The following is a 22,556-nucleotide window of genomic DNA, read 5'->3' as shown; positions in this document are numbered from 1 at the left end:
TTTTCAGCTTCCAATGAATTGAACGAGATTTATCGATGAACAATGCCCTGAACCAGCTGCAGCCCTACCCGTTCGAGAAATTGCGCGTCCTGCTGGGCAGCGTCACGCCGAACCCGGACAAACGCCCCATCGCCCTGTCCATCGGTGAGCCGAAGCACAAATCCCCGCAGTTTGTCGCCGAGGCTCTGGCCAACAACCTGGACCAGATGGCGGTGTACCCCACCACCCTGGGCATTCCTGCCCTGCGCGAAGCCATTGGCGCCTGGTGTGAACGCCGTTTCAGCGTGCCCAAGGGCTGGCTGGACCCGGCGCGCAACATCCTGCCGGTGAACGGCACCCGTGAAGCGCTGTTCGCCTTCACCCAGACCGTGGTCAACCGTGGCGACGACGCGCTGGTGGTCAGCCCGAACCCGTTCTACCAGATCTACGAAGGCGCGGCGTTCCTCGCCGGGGCCAAGCCGCATTACCTGCCGTGCCTGGATGAAAACGGCTTCAACCCGGATTTCGACGCCGTATCGCCGGACATCTGGAAACGCTGCCAGATCCTGTTCCTGTGCTCGCCAGGCAACCCCACCGGTGCACTGATTCCCGTCGCCACCCTGAAAAAGCTGATCGCCCTGGCTGACGAATACGACTTCGTGATCGCCGCCGACGAGTGCTACAGCGAGCTGTACTTCGACGAACAAACCCCGCCGCCAGGCCTGCTCAGCGCCTGCGTGGAACTGGGTCGCCAGGACTTCAAGCGTTGCGTGGTGTTCCACAGCCTGTCCAAGCGCTCCAACCTGCCGGGCCTGCGTTCGGGCTTTGTGGCCGGCGACGCCGATATCCTCAAGGGCTTCCTGCTGTACCGCACCTACCACGGTTGCGCGATGCCGGTGCAAACCCAACTGGCGAGCATTGCTGCCTGGCAGGACGAAGCCCACGTGCAGGCCAACCGTGACCTGTACCGGGAGAAGTTCGATGCGGTGCTGGCGATCCTGAAGCCGGTGCTGGACGTGCAAAACCCGGACGGCGGCTTCTACCTGTGGCCGAATGTGAAGGGCGACGATGCGGCGTTCTGCCGGGACTTGTTCGTGGAAGAACACGTGACCGTGGTACCGGGCTCGTACCTGTCGCGGGAAGTGGACGGGGTCAACCCGGGCGCCGGGCGTGTGCGCCTGGCGCTGGTTGCGCCGCTGGCAGAGTGTGTGGAAGCGGCGACGCGGATTCGCGACTTTATTACCCGCAATAAATAACTGCGCTGAATGTGGCGAGGGAGCTTGCTCCCGCTGGAGTGCGCAGCGCTCCCGCTTTTTTGGGGCCGCTACGCAGCCCAGCGGGAGCAAGCTCCCTCGCCACAAGCAAGCACCGCGGTGTTATTTGATATGACCCAGATTCGCCTCGCTCATATCCAGATCCGCCAACACCTCCCGTAGCACATCATCACCAATCTGGTGGTGACGGCTCAGGCTATACAGTTCCAGACGCTGCGCCCGCAGGGCCTTGAGCCGCAACTTGCGTTCCAGTTGATCCATCTGCAACGCCAGCGCCTGGGCTTCGGCCGAATCGTTGAACACTTCCAGTTGATGACGATACTCCGACATCAACCGCGCCTTGAGCTCGGTGGCCAAGGCTGCCTGGGCGGCATCCTGGGGTGCAGCTTCAGCGGGTTCTTCGGCTTCCAGGGCATGGATAGCAGCCACGGCGGTCTTCTTCCAGGCCTCGCGCACTTCATTGTGGCGTTTCTCATCCGGGCTCTTCTCGATGCCGCGTAACAGCAGCGGCAAAGCGATGCAGGCCGCGACCAACGACAGCAGGATCACACCGGCGGCGATGAAGATCAGCAGGTCGCGCTCGGGAAAATCCTGCCCCGGCGCAAGCAGTAACGGTACCGACATCACACCCGCCAGGGTCACGGCACCGCGTACGCCACCGACGGTCAGCAACCAGCAGGACCGCGCGGTGGGCACCAGCGTCAGCTCACTTTTCCCACGAATCCGGCGCAATAAACCCGACAGGCGCCAGATGCTTTGCACCCAGATAAACCGCAACACCACCAGCACCAGGAAAATCGCGATCACGTCCAGGCAGCGATACAACAAGGTCGGCCACAGCGTCGGCTCGTGACTGACCACCGCCTTGATGATGTCAGGCAGTTGCAGGCCCAGCAGCAGGAAGATCAAGCCGTTGAACGCAAACTCCAGCAGCGACCAGACGCTGCGGTTGAGCAACCGGGTGCTGGTCTGGCGCGGCAGCAGGTCGAGCCAGCTTTGCATCATGCCCGCAGCCACCGCCGACAGGATGCCCGAGGCGCCAAGGCGTTCCGCCAGCACGTAGGCGGCGAATGGCAGCAACAACATGAACACCACGTGCGTCGCCGGGTCGTCCCAGCCCCGGGCGATCATCCAGGCACGCAGGCGGCCGACCAGCCAGCTCAACGCCACACCGACCGCCAGCCCACCCACGGCCACCAGCACAAAAGTGAGGCTCGCATCCGCCAGCGAGAACACGCCGGTCAGCGCCGCCGCCAGGGCGAACTTGAAGGTCACCAGGCCCGAGGCATCATTCATCAACGCCTCGCCCTGGAGCATGTGCATCAGTGGCGTCGGCAAGCGGTTCTGGGAAATGGCCGACACCGCCACGGCATCCGTCGGCGACAACACGGCCGCCAGGGCGAAGGCCACCGGCAGGGGAATACTCGGCAACAACCAGTGAATGAAGTAACCGGCCCCCACCACCGTAAACAGCACCAACCCCACCGCCAGCGTCAGGATCGGCCCGCGCAGGCGCCACAATTCACGCTTGGGCATGCGCCAGCCATCGGAGAACAGCAGCGGCGGCAGAAACAGGAAAAGAAACAACTCAGGGTCCAGGGCGACATGCAGCCCCAGGGTCGGCCAGGCCAGCAACGCACCGGCGGCGATCTGCACCAGTGGCAACGGCAGTGGGATCACACGCCCGACAAGGCGCGAAACGCTGACCAGCATCAGCAGGATAAGTACGGTGTAGGCGGTTTGCATAACGCGGGATTCCCAGACAATCAACTTGCAACAACACACATCAGGCAACAACTCGCCGTTGAAGTGCCATATTAGCCGCCTATGCTGCGCGATGGCCTTTGCACAAAAGTCGCACACGAGCAAAACGTAAGTGTGACGAGCGGCGCCGAAAGCCGCTGGCCATGGCATAATCCGTGACCTTTAATCTGCGTGAGCCCAAAGGGGGGCAATTCCTTGACCGCTTCAAGCAAAACGTTGCACCTTTTCGGCATCAAAGCCTGCGACACCATGAAAAAGGCGCGCACCTGGCTCGATGAGCACGCTATCCAGTATGAGTTTCATGACTACAAGACGGCCGGTATCGACCGCGAACACTTGACCCAATGGTGCAATGAGCACGGTTGGCAGGTGGTTTTGAACCGTGCGGGCACCACCTTTCGCAAACTCGAAGACGAACGCAAAGCCGATCTCGACCAAGCGAAAGCCATTGAATTGATGCTCGCGCAACCCTCGATGATCAAGCGCCCGGTGCTTGATCTCGGTGACAAAACCCTGATTGGCTTCAAGCCAGATAGCTATTCGGCGGCCCTCAAGTAGGCCAGCCCATTCCATTTTTGTAGAGGTAACAGCATGTCCAATTCCCTGTTCAGCCTGGGCTTCGGCGTCGGCACTCAGAACCGCCAAGGTGCTTGGCTGGAAGTGTTTTACGCACAACCGCTGCTCAATCCATCGGCTGAAATCATCGCGGCCATCGCGCCGATCCTCGGTTACACCGAAGGCAACCAGGCGATCACTTTCACCGTCACCCAGGCCCTGCAACTGGCTGACGCGCTCAAGGGCGTCGACGCTGCCCAAGCCGCCCTGTTGAGCCGCCTGGCTGAAAGCCACACGCCGCTGGTCGCCACCCTGCTGGCCGAAGACGCCGCACTGACCTCCACGCCTGAGGCCTACCTCAAGCTGCACCTGCTGTCCCATCGCCTGGTCAAGCCTCACGGCCTGAGCCTGGCCGGTGTGTTCCCGCAGTTGCCGAACGTGGCCTGGACCAGCCAGGGCGCAATCGACATCAATGAGCTGGCCGAGCGTCAACTGGAAGCGCGCCTGCGTGGCGACCTGCTGGAAGTGTTCTCGGTGGACAAGTTCCCGAAGATGACCGACTACGTGGTGCCGAGCGGCGTGCGTATCGCTGATGCCGCGCGCATCCGCCTGGGCGCCTACGTAGGCGAAGGCACCACCGTGATGCACGAAGGTTTCGTCAACTTCAACGCCGGTACCGAAGGCCCGGGCATGATCGAAGGCCGCGTGTCGGCTGGCGTGTTCGTCGGCAAGGGTTCGGACCTGGGCGGCGGTTGCTCCACCATGGGCACCCTGTCGGGTGGCGGCAACATCGTGATCAAGGTCGGCGAAGGCTGCCTGATCGGCGCCAACGCCGGTATCGGTATCCCGTTGGGCGACCGCAACACCGTGGAGTCGGGCCTGTACGTGACCGCCGGCACCAAGGTTGCGCTGCTGGACGAGCAGAACCAGCTGGTCAAGGTGGTCAAGGCCCGCGAGCTGGCCGGCCAACCGGATCTGCTGTTCCGCCGCAACTCCGAGACCGGTGCCGTGGAGTGCAAAACCCACAAATCGGCCATCGAACTGAACGCAGCGCTGCACGCTCACAACTAAGCAGCGACTCGATGCCACTAACGGCCCGCGCCTGACCGGTGCGGGCCGTTTATACGAGTCTTGATCACCATGCTTGTGCCCTCTCCCTGGCGCGCCGATTTTCCGGCCATCGCCACCCTGCAACGGCAAGACCAGACCTATCTGGACAACGCCGCCACCACGCAAAAACCTCAAGCCCTGCTGGACGCCATCAGCCATTACTACGCCAATGGCGCAGCCAATGTGCACCGTGCACAGCACTTGCCGGGCGCCCATGCGACCCAGGCTTTCGAGGACAGTCGCAGCAAGGTGGCACAGTGGCTGAACGTCGGTGACGAGGGGCAAATCATCTTCACCCACGGCGCGACATCGGCGCTGAACCTCCTGGCTTATGGCCTTGAGCACCTATTCAACCCGGGCGACGAGATTGTCATCAGCGCCCTGGAGCACCACGCCAACCTGCTGCCGTGGCAGCAACTGGCCAAGCGTCGCGAGCTGGCGCTGGTGGTACTGCCGCTTGACGATGACGGCTTGATCGACCTGCAAGCCGCCGCCCAACTGATCGGCCCGCGCACCCGCCTGCTGGCGGTGAGCCAACTGTCCAACGTACTCGGTGCCTGGCAGCCGTTGCCGCAATTGCTGGCACTGGCCAAGGCCCACGACGCCCTGACGGTGGTCGATGGCGCCCAGGGCATCGTGCATGGTCGCCATGATATGCAGGCCCTGGGCTGCGACTTCTACGTGTTTTCCAGCCATAAACTCTACGGGCCGGACGGCGTCGGCGTGCTGTATGGCCGCACCGAAGCCCTGCATCACCTGCGCCACTGGCAGTTTGGGGGCGAGATGGTGCAGCAGGCTGATTATCAAAGCGCCAGTTTCCGCCCGGCGCCCCTCGGCTTCGAAGCCGGGACTCCGCCGATCGCCAGCGTGATCGGCCTGGGGGCAACCCTGGATTACCTGAGTTCCCTGGACCAGCAGGCGGTGACGGCTCACGAAGCCGCCCTGCACGACTACCTGTTGCGTGGCTTGCAAGCGCGCAATGGCGTGCGCTTGCTGGGGTCGCCGCACGTCGCCCTGGCCAGCTTCGTGGTGGAAGGCGTGCACAACGCCGACCTCGCCCACTTGCTGACCGAACAAGGGATTGCGGTGCGCGCCGGCCACCATTGTGCGATGCCGCTGCTCAAGCAGATGGGATTGTCGGGGGCGATTCGGGTGTCATTGGCGCTGTACAACGACTCCGATGACCTGGAGCGCTTTTTTGAAGCGCTGGATCAAGCCCTGGATATGTTGCGATGAGCTTGCCGACTGAGGCCGTTGTCGCGCTGGAAGCGTTCCAGGCGGTCGGCAGTTGGGAGCAACGAGCCCGCCTGCTGATGCAATGGGGCGAGCGGCTGCCCGCCTTGCCGGACGAAGACAAGGTAGACGTCAACCTGGTGCAGGGCTGTGAAAGCCTGGTGTGGCTGGTGGGGCGCTTGCAGGATGGGCATTGGCAGTTTGCCGCCAGCAGCGATGCACGGCTGATACGCGGGCTGGTGGCGTTGTTGCTGGCGCGGGTCAACAGCTTGTCTGTCGCTGAGTTGCAGGCGGTCGACTTGCCCGGCTGGTTTGAGCAACTGGGCCTGTCGCGGCAGTTATCGCCGTCGCGCAGCAATGGGTTGAATGCGGTGCTTCAGCGGATGCGGGAGTTGAGCCTTATACAAAACTAAATGTGGGAGCGGGCTTGCTCGCGAAGGCGGCGTGTCAGTCACCGGAGATGTCGACTGATACACCGCTTTCGCGAGCAAGCCCGCTCCCACATTTTGATCTTCATTCCAGACTGAGATCTAAGGGGCCTTGACCCTGTCAGCAGGCCGGCGCACCCCGGCCACTATCTTGTCCACCGCCTTGGTCGCGGCCACCATGCCGAAGGTCGCAGTGACCATCATCACCGCGCCAAACCCGCCGGCGCAGTCCAGCTTCACGCCATCCCCGACAAAACTCTTCTGCAAACAGATGCTGCCGTCCGGCTTCGGGTAACGCAGCTGTTCGGTGGAGAACACGCAGGGCACGCTGTAATGGCGGGTCACAGTGCGGGAGAAGCCATAATCGCGACGCAACGTGGAGCGCACCTTCGACGCCAGCGGGTCATTGAACGTACGGTTCAAGTCACACACCTGAATCAACGTCGGATCAATCTGCCCGCCCGCGCCGCCGGTGGTGATGATCTGGATCTTGCGCCGCTTGCACCAGGCAATCAGTGCGGCCTTGGCGTTCACACTGTCGATGCAGTCGATCACGCAATCGATATTGGGCGTGATGTACTCGGCCATCGTCTCGCGGGTCACGAAATCCGCCACCGCGTGCACGGTGCAATCCGGGTTGATGCCTTTCAGGCGCTCGGCCATGACCTCGACCTTGGCCTTGCCCACCGTGCTGTCCAGCGCATGCAACTGACGGTTGCTGTTGCTGACGCATACATCATCGAGGTCAAACAGCGAAATCTCGCCCACGCCGCAGCGAGCGATGGCTTCCGCCGCCCACGAACCCACCCCGCCCACGCCGACGATGGCCACATGGGCCGCCTTCAGGCGCTCCAGGCCTTCAATGCCATACAAGCGGGCGACGCCGGCAAACCGTGGATCTTCTGTACTCATGACCATTACCCCAAAAACCGGCGCGCATTATAGGGCTACACAGCGACAAGTTTTAAACTACAAGCTACAAGTAAGAGAACTTACGACGAGTTGCACTGCCCAATGTCCGGTTTTTCCCGGCTTGCTGTACGGTCGGTGAAAGGCCAGTGTAGGATGCGCGCCGTTCGGCGCAGGCCGACACCTCTTTTCGTTCCACACCCTTTGGAACCCGAAATAGCCATGTCATCGCGTAAATTTGGACTCAACCTGGTGGTGGTGCTGGCAATTGCCGCGCTGTTCACCGGCTTCTGGGCGCTGATCAACCGCCCAGTCAATGCCCCTAACTGGCCCGAGCAGATCTCCGGTTTTTCGTACTCGCCGTTCCAGCAAGGCCAATACCCACAGAAAGACCAGTATCCGACCGACGATCAAATGCGTCAGGACCTTGCGATCATGAGCAAGCTGACGGACAACATCCGTACCTACTCGGTCGACGGCACCCTGGGGGATATCCCCAAGCTGGCGGAAGAATTCGGCCTGCGGGTGACCCTGGGGATCTGGATCAGTCCGGACCTCGAGCGCAACGAGCGCGAGATCCAGCGCGCCATCGAAATCGCCAACAGCTCCCGCAGCGTAGTGCGGGTAGTGGTGGGCAACGAGGCGCTGTTCCGCGAGGAAATCACTCCGGAAGCGCTGATCGTGCTGCTGGATCGGGTACGGGCCGCCGTCAAGGTGCCCGTAACCACCTCCGAGCAATGGCACATCTGGGAACACAACCCGCAACTGGCCAAGCACGTCGACCTGATCGCCGCGCACATCCTGCCGTACTGGGAAAATATCCCGGTGGACAAGGCCGGCCAGTTCGTCCTCGATCGCGCACGGGACCTGAAGAAGACCTTCCCGAAAAAGCCGCTGTTGCTGTCGGAGGTTGGCTGGCCGAGCAACGGCCGGATGCGTGGCGGTGCTGACGCCTCCCCCGCCGACCAGGCGATTTACCTGCGCACGCTGGTTAACACGCTGAACCGCCAGGGCTACAACTACTTCGTGATCGAAGCGTTTGACCAGCCATGGAAAGCCAGCGACGAAGGCTCTGTAGGGGCCTATTGGGGCGTGTTCAACGCCGCACGCCAGCAGAAATTCAACTTTGATGGCCCGGTGGTCGCGATTCCGCAATGGCGAGTGCTGGCGATCGGCTCGGTGGTGCTTGCGCTGCTGTCCCTGACCCTGCTGATGATCGACGGCTCGGCCCTGCGCCAGCGCGGCCGTACGTTCCTGACCTTTATCGCGTTCCTGTGCGGGTCGGTATTGGTGTGGATCGGTTATGACTACAGTCAGCAATACAGCACCTGGTTCAGCTTGACGGTGGGCTTCCTGCTGGCACTCGGCGCCCTGGGCGTATTTATCGTGTTGCTGACCGAAGCCCATGAGCTGGCCGAAGCAGTCTGGACCCACAAACGCCGGCGTGAATTCCTGCCGGTTGAAGGGGATTCGGACTACCGCCCGAAAGTCTCGATCCACGTGCCGTGCTACAACGAGCCGCCGGAGATGGTCAAACAGACCCTCGACGCCCTGGCCGCCCTCGATTATCCGGACTACGAAGTCCTGATCATCGACAACAACACCAAGGACCCGGCCGTGTGGGAGCCGGTGCGCGACTACTGCGAAACCCTCGGCCCGCGCTTCAAGTTCTTCCACGTCTCGCCCCTGGCCGGTTTCAAGGGCGGCGCACTGAACTACCTGATCCCGCACACCGCCAAGGATGCCGAAGTGATCGCGGTGATCGACTCCGATTACTGCGTGTCGCCAAACTGGCTCAAGCACATGGTGCCGCACTTCGCCGACCCGAAAATCGCCGTGGTGCAGTCGCCACAGGATTATCGTGACCAGAACGAAAGCACCTTCAAGAAGCTCTGCTACGCGGAATACAAAGGCTTCTTCCATATCGGCATGGTCACCCGCAACGACCGTGACGCGATCATCCAGCACGGCACCATGACCATGACCCGTCGCTCGGTGCTGGAAGAGCTGGGCTGGGCCGACTGGTGCATCTGTGAGGATGCCGAGCTGGGCCTGCGGGTCTTCGAGAAGGGCCTGTCGGCGGCGTACTACCACGACAGCTACGGCAAGGGCCTGATGCCCGATACCTTTATCGACTTCAAGAAACAGCGTTTCCGCTGGGCCTACGGCGCGATCCAGATCATCAAGCGCCACACTGCGAGCCTCTTGCGCGGCAAGGACACCGAGCTGACCCGTGGCCAGCGCTACCACTTCCTCGCGGGGTGGTTGCCGTGGGTGGCCGACGGCATGAACATCTTCTTCACCGTGGGCGCCTTGTTGTGGTCGGCGGCGATGATTATCGTGCCGACGCGGGTTGACCCGCCGCTGCTGATTTTCGCGATCCCGCCACTGGCGTTGTTCGTGTTCAAGGTCGGCAAGATCATCTTCCTCTACCGTCGTGCGGTGGGTGTGAACCTGAAAGATGCGTTCTGCGCGGCACTGGCCGGGCTGGCGTTGTCGCACACCATCGCCAAGGCGGTGCTGTACGGGTTCTTCACCACCAGCATTCCGTTCTTCCGTACACCGAAGAACGCCGATAACCACGGTTTCTGGGTGGCGATTTCCGAAGCCCGGGAAGAGATGTTCATCATGCTGCTGTTGTGGGGTGCGGCACTGGGGATTTACCTGGTGCAGGGCCTGCCGAGCAATGACATGCGCTTCTGGGTGGTGATGTTGCTGGTGCAGTCGCTGCCGTATGTGGCGGCGCTGATCATGGCGTTCCTGTCGTCGCTGCCGAAACCGGCACCGAAGCAAGAGCCTGTGGCCGCTGCTTAAAATCCTGCGCAATGCACTAAACGGCGGCCTCTGGCCGCCGTTTTGCTATAAGATAACGGCCATTTTGTGAGACTTGGCCCAGGCCATTGCTTTGTGTGGGAGCGGGCTTGCTCGCGAATGCGCCGGGTCAGTTCATACATTGTTGACTGACACTCCGTATTCGCGAGCAAGCCCGCTCCCACACAAGCCCCCTCCCACATAAGCCTTGCGCCCTGACATGCTTCTGGAGTTTTTACATGACGGCCCACGCCGACCTTTCGCCGACCCTCCAACTCGCTATCGACCTGATCCGCCGCCCGTCGGTGACGCCGGTCGACGCCGATTGCCAGAAGCTGATGATGCAGCGCCTGGGCGACGCCGGTTTTGCGCTTGAGCCGATGCGCATCGAGGATGTGGATAACTTCTGGGCCACCCACGGCAAACACGAAGGCCCGGTATTGTGCTTCGCCGGCCACACCGACGTGGTGCCGACCGGCCCGGTCAAGGCCTGGCAGAACGACCCGTTCGACGCGCTGATCGATGAAAACGGCATGCTCTGCGGCCGTGGCGCAGCCGACATGAAAGGCAGCCTGGCGGCGATGCTGGTCGCTTCCGAGCGCTTTGTGACCGACTACCCGGACCACAAGGGTTCGGTCGCATTCCTGATCACCAGTGACGAAGAAGGCCCGGCGCACCACGGCACCAAGGCGGTGATCGAACGCCTGGCAGCCCGCAAGGAGCGCCTGGACTGGTGCATCGTCGGCGAACCGTCGAGCACCACCCTGGTGGGCGACGTGGTCAAGAACGGCCGTCGCGGCTCCCTCGGCGCCACCCTGACCGTGCGCGGCGTGCAAGGCCATGTGGCCTACCCGCACCTGGCGAAGAACCCGATCCACCTGGCGGCTCCGGCCCTGGCCGAACTGGCCGCCGAGCACTGGGACGATGGCAACACCTTCTTCCCGCCTACCAGCTTCCAGATTTCCAACCTCAACTCCGGCACCGGCGCCACCAACGTGATCCCGGGCGACCTGACGGCGGTGTTCAACTTCCGCTTCTCCACCGAGTCCACCGTCGAAGGCCTGCAGCAGCGGGTCGCGGCGATTCTCGACAAGCATGGCCTGGACTGGCATGTGGAGTGGGCGCTGTCGGGCCTGCCGTTCCTCACCGAACCGGGCGCGTTGCTCGATGCGGTCTCCGCCAGCATCAAGGCCGTCACCGGTCGCGAGACCCAGGCGTCCACCAGCGGCGGCACCTCCGATGGGCGCTTCATCGCTACCCTCGGCACTCAGGTGGTGGAGCTGGGCCCGGTCAACGCGACGATCCATCAGGTCAACGAGCGCATCCTCGCCAGCGACCTCGATGTGCTGACCGAAATCTACTACCAGACCCTGATCAAGTTGCTCGCCTGATGCTCGCTTGCCCCATTTGCAGCGCACCGCTCCATGAAGTGGACAACGGCGTAGCCTGCCCGGCCGGGCACCGTTTCGACCGGGCGCGCCAGGGTTACCTGAACCTGTTGCCGGTGCAGCACAAGAACAGCCGTGACCCAGGCGACAACCTGGCGATGGTGGAAGCGCGCCGCGACTTTCTCAACGCTGGGCATTACGCCCCGGTGGCCAGGCGCCTGGCCGAACTGGCCGCTGAACGCAAACCCCAGCGCTGGCTCGACATCGGCTGTGGCGAGGGTTACTACACCGCACAGATCGCCGACGCCCTGCTGCGCGCCGATGGTTATGCCCTGGATATTTCCAGGGAAGCGGTCAAGCGCGCCTGCAAGCGCAACCCCACGGTGACCTGGTTGATCGCCAGCATGGCCCGGGTGCCGTTGGCCGATGCCAGTTGCCAGTTCCTGGCCAGCGTGTTCAGCCCACTGGACTGGCTGGAGGCCAAGCGCCTGCTCAGCCCGGGTGGTGGTTTGATGAAAGTCGGCCCGACCCGCGGCCACCTGATGGAGCTGCGTGAGCGTTTGTACGACGAAGTGCGCGAGTACACCGACGACAAGCACCTGGCGCTGGTGCCGCAGGGCATGAGCCTGCAACACAGCGAAACCCTGGAGTTCAAGCTCAACCTGGCCGACCCCAAGGATCGCGCCAACCTGCTGGCGATGACGCCCCACGGCTGGCGCGCGAGTGCCGAACGCCGGGCCCGGGTGATCGAAGCCGCCGAACCGCTGCTGGTCACTGTGTCGATGCGCTACGACTATTTCGTGCTTCAATAACCCATTATTTTTGTGGGCCTCGGGGCCCACACCGAATCCGCGAATGGATTTTCAAAATCCCGCAACGAGGAACATCCATGCGCCAACCTGATATCGAGATTTACCTCAAGGACGCCGACGTCGACCACAAGGCCATCGCCGCCTGGTTGGGCGCCGCCCTGGGCCCGTGCACCGACTGGGTCCAGCGCGGCCAGACCTACAAGTGCAAAGCCGGCAGCGTACCGGTCACCTGGCTGCCGAAAGCCGTAGGCAAATGGAACAGCCTGTACCTGGAAAGCGACCAGACCCCGTGGGAAGATGACATCGCCTGCGCCCGCGCAGCCTTTGCCGCGCTGAACGTCGAAGTGCGTTGCGCGCCGGGCAGCTGGGTAGAGGAAGAAGGTGAAGAAAGCGCGGATACCTGGATTCGTATCAGCGCAGACGGTGAAGAGCAGATCACCTGGAAAACAACCTGAGGGATCGTTCCCACGCTCTGCGTGGGAATGCAACCTGTGACGCTCCGCGTCACGATTAAAAGCAGACGCGGAGCGTCCAAAGAAGCATTCCCACGCAGAGCGTGGGAACGATCACGCCAAGGTTACAGGCCCACCACATCCTCAGCCTGCAAGCCCTTCTCTCCCGTCACCACGGCGTATTCCACCTGCTGGCCTTCAGCCAATGAACGATGCCCTTCACCGCGAATGGCGCGGTAGTGCACAAACACATCCTTGCCATCTTCCCGCTGGATAAAGCCATAGCCCTTGGCGTCGTTGAACCACTTCACATTGCCGGTTTCGCGCGTTGCCATCTGTTTTGCTCCCACATGCTTTTTATAAGTACGTTTATTGTTGAGTCGTCGCAGTTGAACTGCCGAGTATAAGACAGGCTCAAAAAGCTTCAACTCAAGATTACTTCGCCGCTTTTTTGCCGATTTTCGGCTAATACTGCACACTAGCGCCCCGAGCACCTGCCCGGTTTTTTTCCCCACTCAAAGCAGAAGCCGTATGACCCGTTCTCCCTTTCGCCGTCTGGTATTTGGCACCTTGCGCCGGCTGTTGTACCTCTGGGTTCGCTCAGAGACGATCAACCAGTCGTCCCTTACCTTGAACCTCGACCGCAGTCGTCCGGTGTTTTACGTCCTGCAATCTCCATCCCTCACCGAATTGGCGGTGGTTGATACCGAATGTACCAAGGCCGGCCTGCCGCGCCCGGTGCTGCCGGTGTCGGTCGGCCCGCTGATGGAGCCGGCAGCCTTCTTCTACCTGACGCCCGACCCCGACTGGCTGGGGCGCCAGGACAAGCGTGGCGCCCCACCCACCCTGACCCGCCTGGTGGATGTGCTCACCGAACACGCCGAAGAGAATGCACAGATCATTCCAGTCAGCGTGTTCTGGGGCCAGTCGCCCGACAGCGAGTCCAGCCCCTGGAAACTGCTGTTCGCCGACAGCTGGGCTGTCACCGGCCGCCTGCGCCGGCTGCTGAGCATCCTGATCCTGGGCCGCAAGACCCGGGTGCAATTCTCCGCGCCCATCAACCTGCGTGAGTTGATCGAGCACAATAAAGGCCACGAACGCACCGTGCGCATGGCCCAGCGCATCCTGCGGGTGCACTTTCGCAACCTGAAAACCGCAGTGATCGGCCCCGACCTGTCCCACCGGCGCAACCTGGTGAAGGGCCTGGTGAACATGCCACTGGTACGCCAGGCGATCCTCGACGAGGCCGAACGCGAGAAAATCACCCCCGAGAAAGCCAAGGCCCAGGCCCTGCGCTATGGCAACGAGATCGCCTCGGACTACACCTACACCGCCATCCGTTTCCTCGAAGTGGTGCTGAGCTGGTTCTGGAACAAGATCTACGACGGCATCAAGGTCAACAACATCGAAGGTGTGCAAAAGGTCGCCCAGGGCTACGAGGTGATCTATGTACCGTGCCATCGCAGCCATATCGACTACCTGCTGCTCTCCTATCTCCTGTTCAAGAATGGCTTGACCCCGCCGCACATCGCCGCCGGGATCAACCTGAACATGCCGGTGATCGGCAGCCTGTTGCGCCGTGGCGGGGCGTTTTTCATGCGCCGTACTTTCAAGGGCAACCCGCTGTACACCTCGGTGTTCAACGAATACCTGCACACCTTGTTCACCAAGGGTTTCCCGGTGGAATACTTCGTCGAAGGGGGACGCTCGCGCACCGGGCGCATGCTGCAACCGAAGACCGGGATGCTGGCGATCACCCTGCGCAGCTTCCTGCGTTCCTCGCGCATGCCCATCGTGTTCGTGCCGGTGTACATCGGCTATGAGCGGGTGCTGGAAGGCCGCACTTACCTGGGCGAACTGCGCGGTGCGAGCAAGAAGAAAGAGTCGATTTTCGATATTTTCAAAGTGGTCGGCGCCCTCAAGCAGCGCTTTGGCCAGGTCGCCGTGAACTTCGGCGAACCGATCAAGCTGGCTGAATTCCTCGACAGCGAGCAGCCCGACTGGCGCTCCCAGGAGCTGGGCCCGAACTACAAGCCGGCGTGGCTCAACGAAACCACCAACCGCCTCGGCGAACGGGTGGCGCAACACTTGAACGAAGCGGCGGCGATCAATCCGGTGAACCTGGTGGCCCTCGCGCTGCTGTCCACCACCCGCCTGGCCCTGGACGAACAGGCGATGGCGCGCCAGTTGGATCTGTACCTGGCACTGCTGCGCAAGGTGCCCTACTCGCCCCACACCACCCTGCCGGAAGGCGACGGCCTGGCGCTGATCAAGCACGTCAAGGACATGCACCTGCTGTCCGAACAGAGCGATGCACTGGGCAAGATCCTCTACCTGGACGAGCAGAACGCCGTCCTGATGACCTACTACCGCAACAACGTGCTGCACATTTTTGCCCTGCCGGCGCTGCTGGCGAGTTTCTTCCAGAGCAGCTCGCGGATGAGCCGCGAACAGATCCTGCGCTATACCCGTGCGCTCTACCCGTACCTGCAATCGGAGCTGTTTATCCGCTGGTCCCTGGACGAACTGGATGCTGTGGTCGACCAGTGGCTGGACGCCTTCGTCGAACAAGGCCTGCTGCGTTTTGAAAACGACGTGTACCTGCGCCCGGCGCCGAGCTCACGGCAGTTTGTGCTGTTGACCCTGCTGTCCAAGAGCATCGCCCAGACCCTGCAACGCTTCTACATGGCGATCTCGCTGCTGCTCAACAGCGGCCAGAACAGCATCAGCGCCGAAGAGCTGGAAGACCTGTGCACGGTCATGGCCCAGCGCCTGTCGATCCTGCACGGCCTGAATGCCCCGGAGTTCTTCGACAAAAGCCTTTTCCGACATTTTATCCAGACCCTGCTGGAGCAAGATGTGCTGCGTCGCGACGAGGCCGGCAAACTGAGCTATCACCCGCTGCTGGGTGAGCTGGCCGAAGGTGCAGCCAAACGCGTATTGCCCGCGGAGATTCGCCTGTCGATTCGCCAGGTCGCACTGCATCGCAGCGAAGAGGCGGCAGACCAGCCTGTGGTACCCGAAGAAACACACTAGAGTGACCGAGGCGCCAGGGTGTTTCTGGCGCCGTTGACAAGGAGCTGCACCATGAAAAAAATCATCCTCCTGGGCCTGACCGCCCTGCTGGGAGCCTGCCAGACCATGAGCCCCGCGCCCAAAGCCAGCCTCGATGGCGAAGTCTTCTATTTGCAACGCATCGCCCTCCCGCCCGCCGCCACCTTGAGTGTGACCCTGCAGGATGTGTCCTTGATGGACGCCCCGGCCGTGACCCTGGCCGAGCAGAAAGGCCCGGTGAAAGGCCAGGTGCCACTGCCCTTTCATCTGAGCTACGACCCGACCCAGGTCAAGCCTGGCCACAGTTACTCGGTGAGCGCTCGCATCGAACTGGAGGGCAAGCTACTGTTTATCACCACCGAACGGCACTCCGTGCAGTTGAACGGCCAGGACCCACAACCGCTGCGCCTGCGCGTGGATGCGGTTGCACACTGATTAAAATATCGAACATAAGGAAGCGCCCATGCTCCGTAACTCCCTTCGCCTCACTGCCCTGTGCGCCGGCTTGCTGCTCGGTGCCAACGCCATGGCCTTGTCCCTCGGCAGCCTGTCCCAGGGCGACGCCACCGGCGGCCTCAAGGATGCACTGACCCAAGGCGCACAGATTGCCGTGAAACAACTGGGTGTGCCCGGTGGTTTCAGCAACAACCCCGAAGTGAAGATCGGACTGCCGGGCAAGTTGGGCAAAGTCGCCGACAAGTTGAAAATGTTCGGCATGGGTGACCAGGTCACGCAACTTGAAACCAGCATGAACAAGGCGGCCGAGTCTGCTGTCACCCAGGCCCAGCCGATCCTGGTAAACGCGGTGAAAAACATGAGCGTGACCGATGCCAAGGGCATCCTCACCGGCGGCCAGGACTCGGCCACCCAGTACCTGAACAAAAGCAGCCGTGACGAGATCCGGGCCAAGTTCCTGCCGATCGTCAAGGCCGCTACCGACAAGGTCGGCGTGGCCCAGCAGTACAACGCGCTCGCCGGCAAGGCCGCCACCTTTGGCGCCATTGATGCCAAGAGCGCCAATGTCGAAAGCTACGTGACCGAACAGGCGCTGGACGGGCTGTTCAAGATGATCGCCCAGCAGGAAGAAACCATTCGCAAGAACCCGGCGGCGGCTGCCACCAGCTTGGCCAAGAAGGTGTTCGGCGCGCTGTAGACCACACCCGGCAACTAAAAACGCCCTGAACTATTCAGGGCGTTTTTTTTAATAGCGGCACTTGCAAGGCAAATCACTACCCACGGCATCGCTGTTGCTGCTGTTGGTGGTGTTGTTTTCGGTTTTGATATTAATGTTGATCTCGGGCTGGCCATTGCCATTGGACCGACCGAAATTCGGCAAGGCAGCCCGAGTGGTTCCCGGGCTGCCTCGAGTCAGCGGCTATCGATGGATCGGAAAGAGTGCCGACGACCTCTGGTAGGGTTGGTGGGCCTCATGCACCGGCGCATGGTGATACGGCTTGGGCCGCGCAGGCAGGACAGGCCCCGTTGGTCGGGAGTGATGGCCGTGGTTGAAACCGGGCCGTCCATGGCCGGGCTTGTGCGGTCGCGCCGTATCAGCTTCTTTATTGGACCCAGGCAACAGATTGCCCAGCAGTGACCCCAGGAAAGCACCTTTGAAAGCTGCCAGGGCAGACAAAATAAACATATGACACTCCATGAACTCATTGTTGTTCATCGGGACCGCAGGCTTGCGGCCCCGACAACGACGTCTGTCAATCAGACAATTCTGAGTGGAGCACCACGGGCAAACGTTCCGTCGCCCAGGGTCGCAGTTTGCGTCTATGTGTGAATGACCAGAGGCATTTCCTTACAGGACACCCCTGCCACTCGCAGCCTTACACCGCCTCCTTGCGGACCCGAAACCACGCCGCATACAGCGCGGGCAGGAACAACAGCGTCAATGCCGTCGCAACAATCAAGCCGCCCATGATCGCCACGGCCATCGGCCCGAAGAACACGCTGCGGGACAGCGGGATCATCGCCAGTACGGCCGCCAGCGCCGTCAGCACAATCGGCCGGAAGCGCCGCACGGTCGCCTCGATAATCGCCTGCCAGGGAGCCAGGCCGGCCTTGATGTCCTGCTCGATCTGGTCCACCAGGATCACCGAGTTACGCATGATCATCCCCGACAGCGCGATGGTCCCCAGCATCGCCACGAACCCAAAGGGCTGGCGGAATACCAGCAGGAACAGTGTCACCCCGATCAGGCCCAAGGGCGCCGTGAGAAACACCATCGCGGTGCGGGAGAAGCTGCGCAATTGCAGCATCAGCAAGGTCAGCACCACCACGATAAACAGCGGCACACCGGCCTTGACCGAATTCTGCCCACGGGCGGAATCCTCGACCGTGCCGCCAACTTCCAGCAGGTAGCCGTCCGGCAGTTCAGCGCGCACGCCTTCGAGGGTCGGCAGGATCTGCTGCACCAGGGTGGCCGGTTGTTCCTTGCCGTAGATATCGGCGCGAACGGTCACGGTCGGCAGGCGATTACGGTGCCAGATGATGCCTTCCTCAAAGCCGTATTCCAGGGTCGCGATCTGCGACAGCGCCACGCTCTTGCCGTTGTCGGTCGGCACCGCCAGGCTTGGCAGCAGCGACAGCTCGGTGCGCTCATGCACCGTGCCGCGCAGCAGGATTTCGATCAACTCGTTGTCCTCGCGGTACTGGCTGACGCTGGAGCCCGTGAGGGAACTCTGGAGGAATTTCGACAGGTTGGCGGTGCTCACGCCGAGGGCACGGGCGCGGTCCTGGTCAACGTTGAGGTAGACGATCTTGCTCGGTTCTTCCCAGTCCAGGTGCACGTTGACCACGTGGGTATTTTCGCGAACCTTGGCCGCCACTTTCCGCGCCAGGGCCCGGACTTCTTCGATGTGCTCGCCCGTTACCCGGAACTGCACGGGGTAGCCAACCGGCGGGCCGTTTTCAAGCCGCGTAACCCGCGAACGCAGGTCCGGGAATTGTTCGTTGAGGGTTTCGATCAGCCAGGTGCGCAAGCTTTCGCGCTCCTCGATGGTCTTGGCCAACACCACAAACTGGGCAAAGCTGGCGGCCGGCAGTTGCTGGTCCAGCGGCAGGTAGAAACGTGGCGAACCGGTACCGACGTAGGCCACATAATTTTCAATACCTGCATGTTCCTTGAGCAAGGCTTCAAGGCGTTTGACCTGGTCGGCCGTATTGCTCAGGGACGCGCCTTCAGCGAGTTTCAGGTCGACCATCAGTTCCAGTCGCCCGGAAGCCGGGAAGAACTGCTGGGGCACAAAGCGGAACAGCGCCACCGAGCCGATAAACAGCAGCAAGGTCAGGACGATCACCGTCTTGCGCCGACGCACACACCACTCCACCAGGCGTCTTACGCGCTGATAGAAGGGTGTGCCGTAGGGATCCGGCCCGTCGGTGCCATGCTTGGCCGCATGAATCTTCGCCAGGTCCGGCAGGAGTTTTTCCCCCAGGTACGGCACGAACATCACTGCGGCGACCCACGAGGCCAGCAGCGCAATGGTCACCACCTGGAAGATCGAGCGGGTGTATTCACCGGTGCTCGATTGCGCCGTGGCAATCGGCAGGAAACCCGCGGCCGTGATCAGGGTGCCGGTGAGCATCGGGAAGGCTGTGCTGGTCCAGGCGAAACTGGCGGCCTTGAGCCGGTCGTACCCTTGCTCCATTTTGATCGCCATCATTTCCACGGCGATGATCGCATCGTCCACCAGCAAGCCCAGCGCCAGCACCAGCGCGCCGAGGGAGATTTTGTGCAGGCCGATGCCGAGGTAATACATGGTGGCAAACGTCATGGCCAACACCAGCGGAATCGCCAGGGCGACCACCATGCCGGTGCGCACGCCCAGAGAGAAAAAGCTCACCAGCAACACAATCGCCAGGGCCTCAGCGAGCACCTGGACGAATTCGCCGACACTGGTTTTTACCGCTGCTGGCTGGTCCGACACCTTACGCAGTTCCATACCGGCAGGAAGGTTCTTCTGCAGGCGTGCGAATTCGCCTTCCAGGGCCTTGCCCAGCACCAGGATGTCGCCACCATCACGCATGGCCACGGCCAGCCCGATGGCGTCGGCGCCCATGTAGCGCATGCGCGGTGCCGGTGGATCGTTGAAGCCACGATGAATCTCGGCCACGTCACCGATACGGAACGTACGATCACCGACGCGGATCGGGAAGTCGCGAATCTCCTTAACGGTCTTGAAGTTGCCGGACACCCTTAACTGCACGCGCTCGCTCGGGGTTTCAAAGAAGCCGGCGGTGGACACCGCGTTCTGTTCCTGCAACGCCTGCTGCACGGCCGCCAGCGGCAGGCCGAGGGTGGCGAGCTTGAGGTTGGACAGCTCGATCCAGATCTTCTCGTCCTGCAAGCCCAGCAGTTCGACCTTGCCGACATCCGGCACCCGTTGCAGCTGAATCTGGATGCGGTCGGCGTAGTCCTTGAGCACGGCGTAGTCAAAGCCATCGCCGGTCAGGGCGTAGATATTGCCGAAGGTGGTACCGAATTCATCGTTGAAAAACGGGCCCTGGATATCCGGTGGCAGGGTCTGGCGAATATCGCTGATTTTCTTGCGCACCTGGTACCAGAGGTCCGGGATCTCTGCCGAGTGCATCGAGTCCCGGGCCATGAAGGTGACCTGGGATTCACCGGGCCGCGAGAAGGAGACGATGCGCTCGTAGTCGCCGGTCTCCATCAATTTCTTTTCAATACGCTCGGTCACCTGGCGCGACACTTCCTGGGCCGTAGCGCCTGGCCAGTTGGTCTTGATCACCATGGCCTTGAAGGTAAACGGCGGGTCTTCGCTTTGTCCCAGCTTGGTGTAGGACAAGGTGCCGACCACTGCCAGCAGGATCATCAGGAACAGTACGATCTGGCGATTACGCAACGCCCATTCGGAAAGATTGAAACCCATCGGGGACTACTCCTTGGCCGCCAGACTTACCACTCGATTGGCGCGATCCACCGGGCGCACTTGCTGGCCCTCATGGAGTACATGCACACCGGCGGCGATCACCCAATCAGTGGGGTTCAAGCCTTCCAGCACCGGCACGGTTTTCTCGCCAAAGGCGCCGATCCGCACCGGTGTGCGCTTGAGGGTATTGTCGGGCTGCACCACCCAGACGTAGGACGCGCCGTTCTCCGCGCTCAGGGCAGACAGCGGCACCGCCAGGGGAATCACCCCGTCAGCCTGGATGAAGACGCGAGCGCTCTGCCCCAGTTCCGCAGGCACTTTGCCGCCGGTAAACGCGACGCGGGCGGCGAAGGTTCGCGACTTTGGATCGGCAGCCGGCGACAGTTCGCGGATGCGGCCGTTGAAGCGCTGGTCGGGCTGGCTCCACAGTTCCACGGACACCGGCTGGCCAATCTTGAAACGCCCGAAGCTTTGCTCCGGCAGGCTGATCAACACCTCCCGCTCGCCATCGGTGGCCAGGGTGAATACGGTCTGGCCGGCCGACACCACCTGGCCGACTTCCACTGCACGCTTGGCGACCACGCCATCCTGGGGTGCGCGCAACACGGCGTAACCGGCCTGGTTATTGGCCACGTCGAATTCGGCCTTGATCTGCTTGAGGCGTGCTTCACCGGAGCGGTAGAGGTTTTCGGAATTGTCGTACTGGGAGCGGCTGACCATCTGACGGTCCATCAGAGTCTTGTAGCGATCACGCTCGGCGCGTACCAGGCTCAGGTTAGCGTCGGCAGCGGCGACCTGGGCGCGGGTGGCTTCCAGTTGCAGGCGTACGTCCTGAGGGTCGAGTTCGGCCAGGGGCTGGTTGGCCTTGACGCGCTCGCCCTCCTCCACCAGTCGTCGGCTGACTTTGCCGCCAATGCGAAAGGCCAGGTCGGGTTCATAGCGTGCACGCACCTCGCCCGGGTAGCTGTCGGAAGCCTGCGCCGAAGGCTCTGGCTGAACCACCATGGCCGGGCGGACGGTGGTTTGCGCCGCTTCTTCATGGCCACAGGCAGCCAACAGGAATAACAAGCTGGCAGGCAACGCGAGTGGCAGGAAATAGCTGCGCATGCTGAAGGACCTTTCGCTAATGGTGCTAGGAATAATTATACTGGCCAGTATGTTATTAATACCAAACTCACCAGTCCAGTAATAAAGTGAAAATGTCCGACAATCCTGTGAACACCAATAGCCCCGGGCGTCCCAAGGACATGGCAAAACGCCAGGCGATTCTTGATGCGGCGAAGATCCTGTTTTTGAGTAATGGGTATGCCAGTACCAGCATGGATGCCGTGGCAGTGGAGGCCGGGGTGTCGAAGCTGACGGTGTACAGCCATTTCACCGACAAGGAGACGCTGTTCTCGGCGGCGGTGGTTGCCAAGTGCGAAGAGCAGTTACCGGTGATGTATTTCGAGCTGCCCGAGGGTGTGCCGGTGGAGAAGGTGCTGCTCAATATCGCCCGCGGGTTTCATGTGCTGATCAATAGCGAGGAGTCGGTGAACCTGCATCGGTTGATGATGACTTCCGGGAGTCAGGATCCGAAGTTGTCGCAGATCTTTTTCGAAGCCGGGCCGATGCGTATGTTGCAGGGGATGGAGCGGCTGCTTTGTAAGATCGACCAGAGTGGCGCATTGCGTATTGCCAAGCCGTTCACCGCGGCGGAGCATTTTTTTTGCTTGCTCAAGGGGACGGCGAATTTTTGTTTGTTGTATGGGTGCGGGGGGCAGTTGAGCGCTGAGGCGGCCGAGGAGCATGTGCAGGAGGTTGTGGGGCTGTTTATGCGGGCTTATCGGGCTTTTTGAACTGAGTACATATCCGTTTTTTGGGTCAGGGCCGCTTATGGTTCCGCTCTT

Annotated in this window: 18 protein-coding genes; 13 read left to right on the top strand and 5 right to left on the bottom strand. The window is 61.8% G+C overall.

The annotated features are described in order from the left end of the window. Positions 1-35 precede the first annotated feature (35 nt). On the top strand, positions 36-1,235 hold the full coding sequence (gene dapC / locus HX818_RS19625) for a succinyldiaminopimelate transaminase (protein ID WP_008432243.1): 1,200 nt from the start codon (positions 36-38) through the stop codon (positions 1,233-1,235). A gap of 120 nt (positions 1,236-1,355) precedes the next feature. On the opposite strand, the gene HX818_RS19620 is transcribed toward dapC, so the two are convergent. After that, entirely contained in the window at positions 1,356-2,999 is a 1,644-nt protein-coding gene (locus HX818_RS19620) for a Na+/H+ antiporter (RefSeq protein ID WP_003219338.1), read from the bottom strand. Between the two features lie 213 nt (positions 3,000-3,212). Between HX818_RS19620 and HX818_RS19615 the strand changes: the two genes are divergently transcribed. From HX818_RS19615 to HX818_RS19600, 4 genes are all read left to right on the top strand, one after another. After that, positions 3,213-3,575 (top strand): ArsC family reductase, encoded by a 363-nt coding sequence (locus HX818_RS19615; RefSeq protein WP_003219341.1) that lies wholly within the window; start codon positions 3,213-3,215, stop codon positions 3,573-3,575. Positions 3,576-3,608: 33 nt separating this feature from the next. After that, entirely contained in the window at positions 3,609-4,643 is a 1,035-nt protein-coding gene (gene dapD, locus HX818_RS19610; protein WP_003219342.1) for a 2,3,4,5-tetrahydropyridine-2,6-dicarboxylate N-succinyltransferase, read from the top strand. Positions 4,644-4,712: 69 nt separating this feature from the next. Next, complete coding sequence (locus HX818_RS19605; protein ID WP_003219343.1) at positions 4,713-5,918, top strand: aminotransferase class V-fold PLP-dependent enzyme; 1,206 nt, start codon at positions 4,713-4,715, stop codon at positions 5,916-5,918. Then, positions 5,915-6,328 (top strand): SufE family protein, encoded by a 414-nt coding sequence (locus HX818_RS19600; RefSeq protein WP_177020594.1) that lies wholly within the window; start codon positions 5,915-5,917, stop codon positions 6,326-6,328. Before HX818_RS19605 ends, HX818_RS19600 begins: the two co-directional genes overlap by 4 nt. A 117-nt stretch (positions 6,329-6,445) precedes the next feature. Here the strand turns inward: HX818_RS19600 and tcdA are convergent, their stop codons facing one another. Further along, positions 6,446-7,255, bottom strand: a complete 810-nt coding sequence (gene tcdA / locus HX818_RS19595; protein WP_003219345.1) for a tRNA cyclic N6-threonylcarbamoyladenosine(37) synthase TcdA — start codon at positions 7,253-7,255, stop codon at positions 6,446-6,448. Between the two features lie 219 nt (positions 7,256-7,474). Here tcdA and HX818_RS19590 point away from each other — a divergent pair, with 219 nt between their 5' ends. From HX818_RS19590 to HX818_RS19575, 4 genes are all read left to right on the top strand, one after another. After that, positions 7,475-10,066 carry a glycosyltransferase gene (locus tag HX818_RS19590; RefSeq protein ID WP_177020593.1) on the top strand — a complete coding sequence of 864 codons (2,592 nt, stop codon included), beginning with the start codon at positions 7,475-7,477 and terminating at the stop codon, positions 10,064-10,066. A gap of 236 nt (positions 10,067-10,302) precedes the next feature. Then, a complete protein-coding gene (gene dapE / locus HX818_RS19585; protein ID WP_008430488.1) occupies positions 10,303-11,454 on the top strand; it encodes a succinyl-diaminopimelate desuccinylase in 1,152 nt (383 codons plus the stop codon). Continuing rightward, positions 11,454-12,263 (top strand): putative RNA methyltransferase, encoded by an 810-nt coding sequence (locus HX818_RS19580; RefSeq protein WP_177020592.1) that lies wholly within the window; start codon positions 11,454-11,456, stop codon positions 12,261-12,263. Before dapE ends, HX818_RS19580 begins: the two co-directional genes overlap by 1 nt. A gap of 77 nt (positions 12,264-12,340) precedes the next feature. Continuing rightward, on the top strand, positions 12,341-12,718 hold the full coding sequence (locus tag HX818_RS19575) for a hypothetical protein (RefSeq protein ID WP_008430491.1): 378 nt from the start codon (positions 12,341-12,343) through the stop codon (positions 12,716-12,718). A 122-nt stretch (positions 12,719-12,840) separates the two neighbouring features. Here the strand turns inward: HX818_RS19575 and HX818_RS19570 are convergent, their stop codons facing one another. After that, positions 12,841-13,050, bottom strand: coding sequence for a cold-shock protein (locus HX818_RS19570; RefSeq protein ID WP_003219353.1), 210 nt, complete (start codon positions 13,048-13,050; stop codon positions 12,841-12,843). Between the two features lie 196 nt (positions 13,051-13,246). On the opposite strand from HX818_RS19570, the gene plsB reads away from it, so the two are divergent. From plsB to HX818_RS19555, 3 genes are read left to right on the top strand one after another with little or no spacing between them, the layout of a single operon-like run. Further along, a complete protein-coding gene (gene plsB / locus HX818_RS19565) occupies positions 13,247-15,751 on the top strand; it encodes a glycerol-3-phosphate 1-O-acyltransferase PlsB (RefSeq protein ID WP_102607519.1) in 2,505 nt (834 codons plus the stop codon). Positions 15,752-15,802: 51 nt separating this feature from the next. Next, the gene (locus HX818_RS19560) at positions 15,803-16,204 is read left to right on the top strand and encodes a YbaY family lipoprotein (protein ID WP_003219355.1); all 402 of its coding nucleotides are present in this window, start codon (positions 15,803-15,805) and stop codon (positions 16,202-16,204) included. Positions 16,205-16,232: 28 nt separating this feature from the next. Then, positions 16,233-16,922, top strand: coding sequence for a DUF4197 domain-containing protein (locus HX818_RS19555; RefSeq protein WP_003219356.1), 690 nt, complete (start codon positions 16,233-16,235; stop codon positions 16,920-16,922). 679 nt (positions 16,923-17,601) lie between these two features. Here HX818_RS19555 and HX818_RS19550 read toward each other — a convergent pair. Further along, positions 17,602-20,667, bottom strand: a complete 3,066-nt coding sequence (locus tag HX818_RS19550; protein WP_134325827.1) for an efflux RND transporter permease subunit — start codon at positions 20,665-20,667, stop codon at positions 17,602-17,604. Between the two features lie 6 nt (positions 20,668-20,673). After that, positions 20,674-21,774, bottom strand: a complete 1,101-nt coding sequence (locus HX818_RS19545; RefSeq protein WP_003219359.1) for an efflux RND transporter periplasmic adaptor subunit — start codon at positions 21,772-21,774, stop codon at positions 20,674-20,676. A 92-nt stretch (positions 21,775-21,866) separates the two neighbouring features. On the opposite strand from HX818_RS19545, the gene HX818_RS19540 reads away from it, so the two are divergent. Then, a complete protein-coding gene (locus HX818_RS19540; protein ID WP_087694933.1) occupies positions 21,867-22,505 on the top strand; it encodes a TetR/AcrR family transcriptional regulator in 639 nt (212 codons plus the stop codon). Positions 22,506-22,556: the final 51 nt, after the last annotated feature.

The organism is Pseudomonas sp. F9001, from assembly GCF_013385435.1.
In the GTDB taxonomy this organism is placed as follows: domain Bacteria; phylum Pseudomonadota; class Gammaproteobacteria; order Pseudomonadales; family Pseudomonadaceae; genus Aquipseudomonas.
Note: the sequence above shows the minus strand (reverse complement) of the source record. Positions and strands in the feature narration are given on the sequence as shown.

What these genes read in the sequence shown, in the direction of transcription:
- dapC (WP_008432243.1), top strand. Translation starts at nt 36, where the DNA reads ATGAACAATGCCCTGAACCAGCTGCAGCCCTACCCGTTCGAGAAATTG.
- HX818_RS19620 (WP_003219338.1), bottom strand. Translation starts at nt 2,999, where the DNA reads ATGCAAACCGCCTACACCGTACTTATCCTGCTGATGCTGGTCAGCGTT.
- dapD (WP_003219342.1), top strand. Translation starts at nt 3,609, where the DNA reads ATGTCCAATTCCCTGTTCAGCCTGGGCTTCGGCGTCGGCACTCAGAAC.
- HX818_RS19605 (WP_003219343.1), top strand. Translation starts at nt 4,713, where the DNA reads ATGCTTGTGCCCTCTCCCTGGCGCGCCGATTTTCCGGCCATCGCCACC.
- HX818_RS19600 (WP_177020594.1), top strand. Translation starts at nt 5,915, where the DNA reads ATGAGCTTGCCGACTGAGGCCGTTGTCGCGCTGGAAGCGTTCCAGGCG.
- tcdA (WP_003219345.1), bottom strand. Translation starts at nt 7,255, where the DNA reads ATGAGTACAGAAGATCCACGGTTTGCCGGCGTCGCCCGCTTGTATGGC.
- HX818_RS19590 (WP_177020593.1), top strand. Translation starts at nt 7,475, where the DNA reads ATGTCATCGCGTAAATTTGGACTCAACCTGGTGGTGGTGCTGGCAATT.
- dapE (WP_008430488.1), top strand. Translation starts at nt 10,303, where the DNA reads ATGACGGCCCACGCCGACCTTTCGCCGACCCTCCAACTCGCTATCGAC.
- HX818_RS19580 (WP_177020592.1), top strand. Translation starts at nt 11,454, where the DNA reads ATGCTCGCTTGCCCCATTTGCAGCGCACCGCTCCATGAAGTGGACAAC.
- HX818_RS19575 (WP_008430491.1), top strand. Translation starts at nt 12,341, where the DNA reads ATGCGCCAACCTGATATCGAGATTTACCTCAAGGACGCCGACGTCGAC.
- HX818_RS19570 (WP_003219353.1), bottom strand. Translation starts at nt 13,050, where the DNA reads ATGGCAACGCGCGAAACCGGCAATGTGAAGTGGTTCAACGACGCCAAG.
- plsB (WP_102607519.1), top strand. Translation starts at nt 13,247, where the DNA reads ATGACCCGTTCTCCCTTTCGCCGTCTGGTATTTGGCACCTTGCGCCGG.
- HX818_RS19560 (WP_003219355.1), top strand. Translation starts at nt 15,803, where the DNA reads ATGAAAAAAATCATCCTCCTGGGCCTGACCGCCCTGCTGGGAGCCTGC.
- HX818_RS19555 (WP_003219356.1), top strand. Translation starts at nt 16,233, where the DNA reads ATGCTCCGTAACTCCCTTCGCCTCACTGCCCTGTGCGCCGGCTTGCTG.
- HX818_RS19550 (WP_134325827.1), bottom strand. Translation starts at nt 20,667, where the DNA reads ATGGGTTTCAATCTTTCCGAATGGGCGTTGCGTAATCGCCAGATCGTA.
- HX818_RS19545 (WP_003219359.1), bottom strand. Translation starts at nt 21,774, where the DNA reads ATGCGCAGCTATTTCCTGCCACTCGCGTTGCCTGCCAGCTTGTTATTC.
- HX818_RS19540 (WP_087694933.1), top strand. Translation starts at nt 21,867, where the DNA reads ATGTCCGACAATCCTGTGAACACCAATAGCCCCGGGCGTCCCAAGGAC.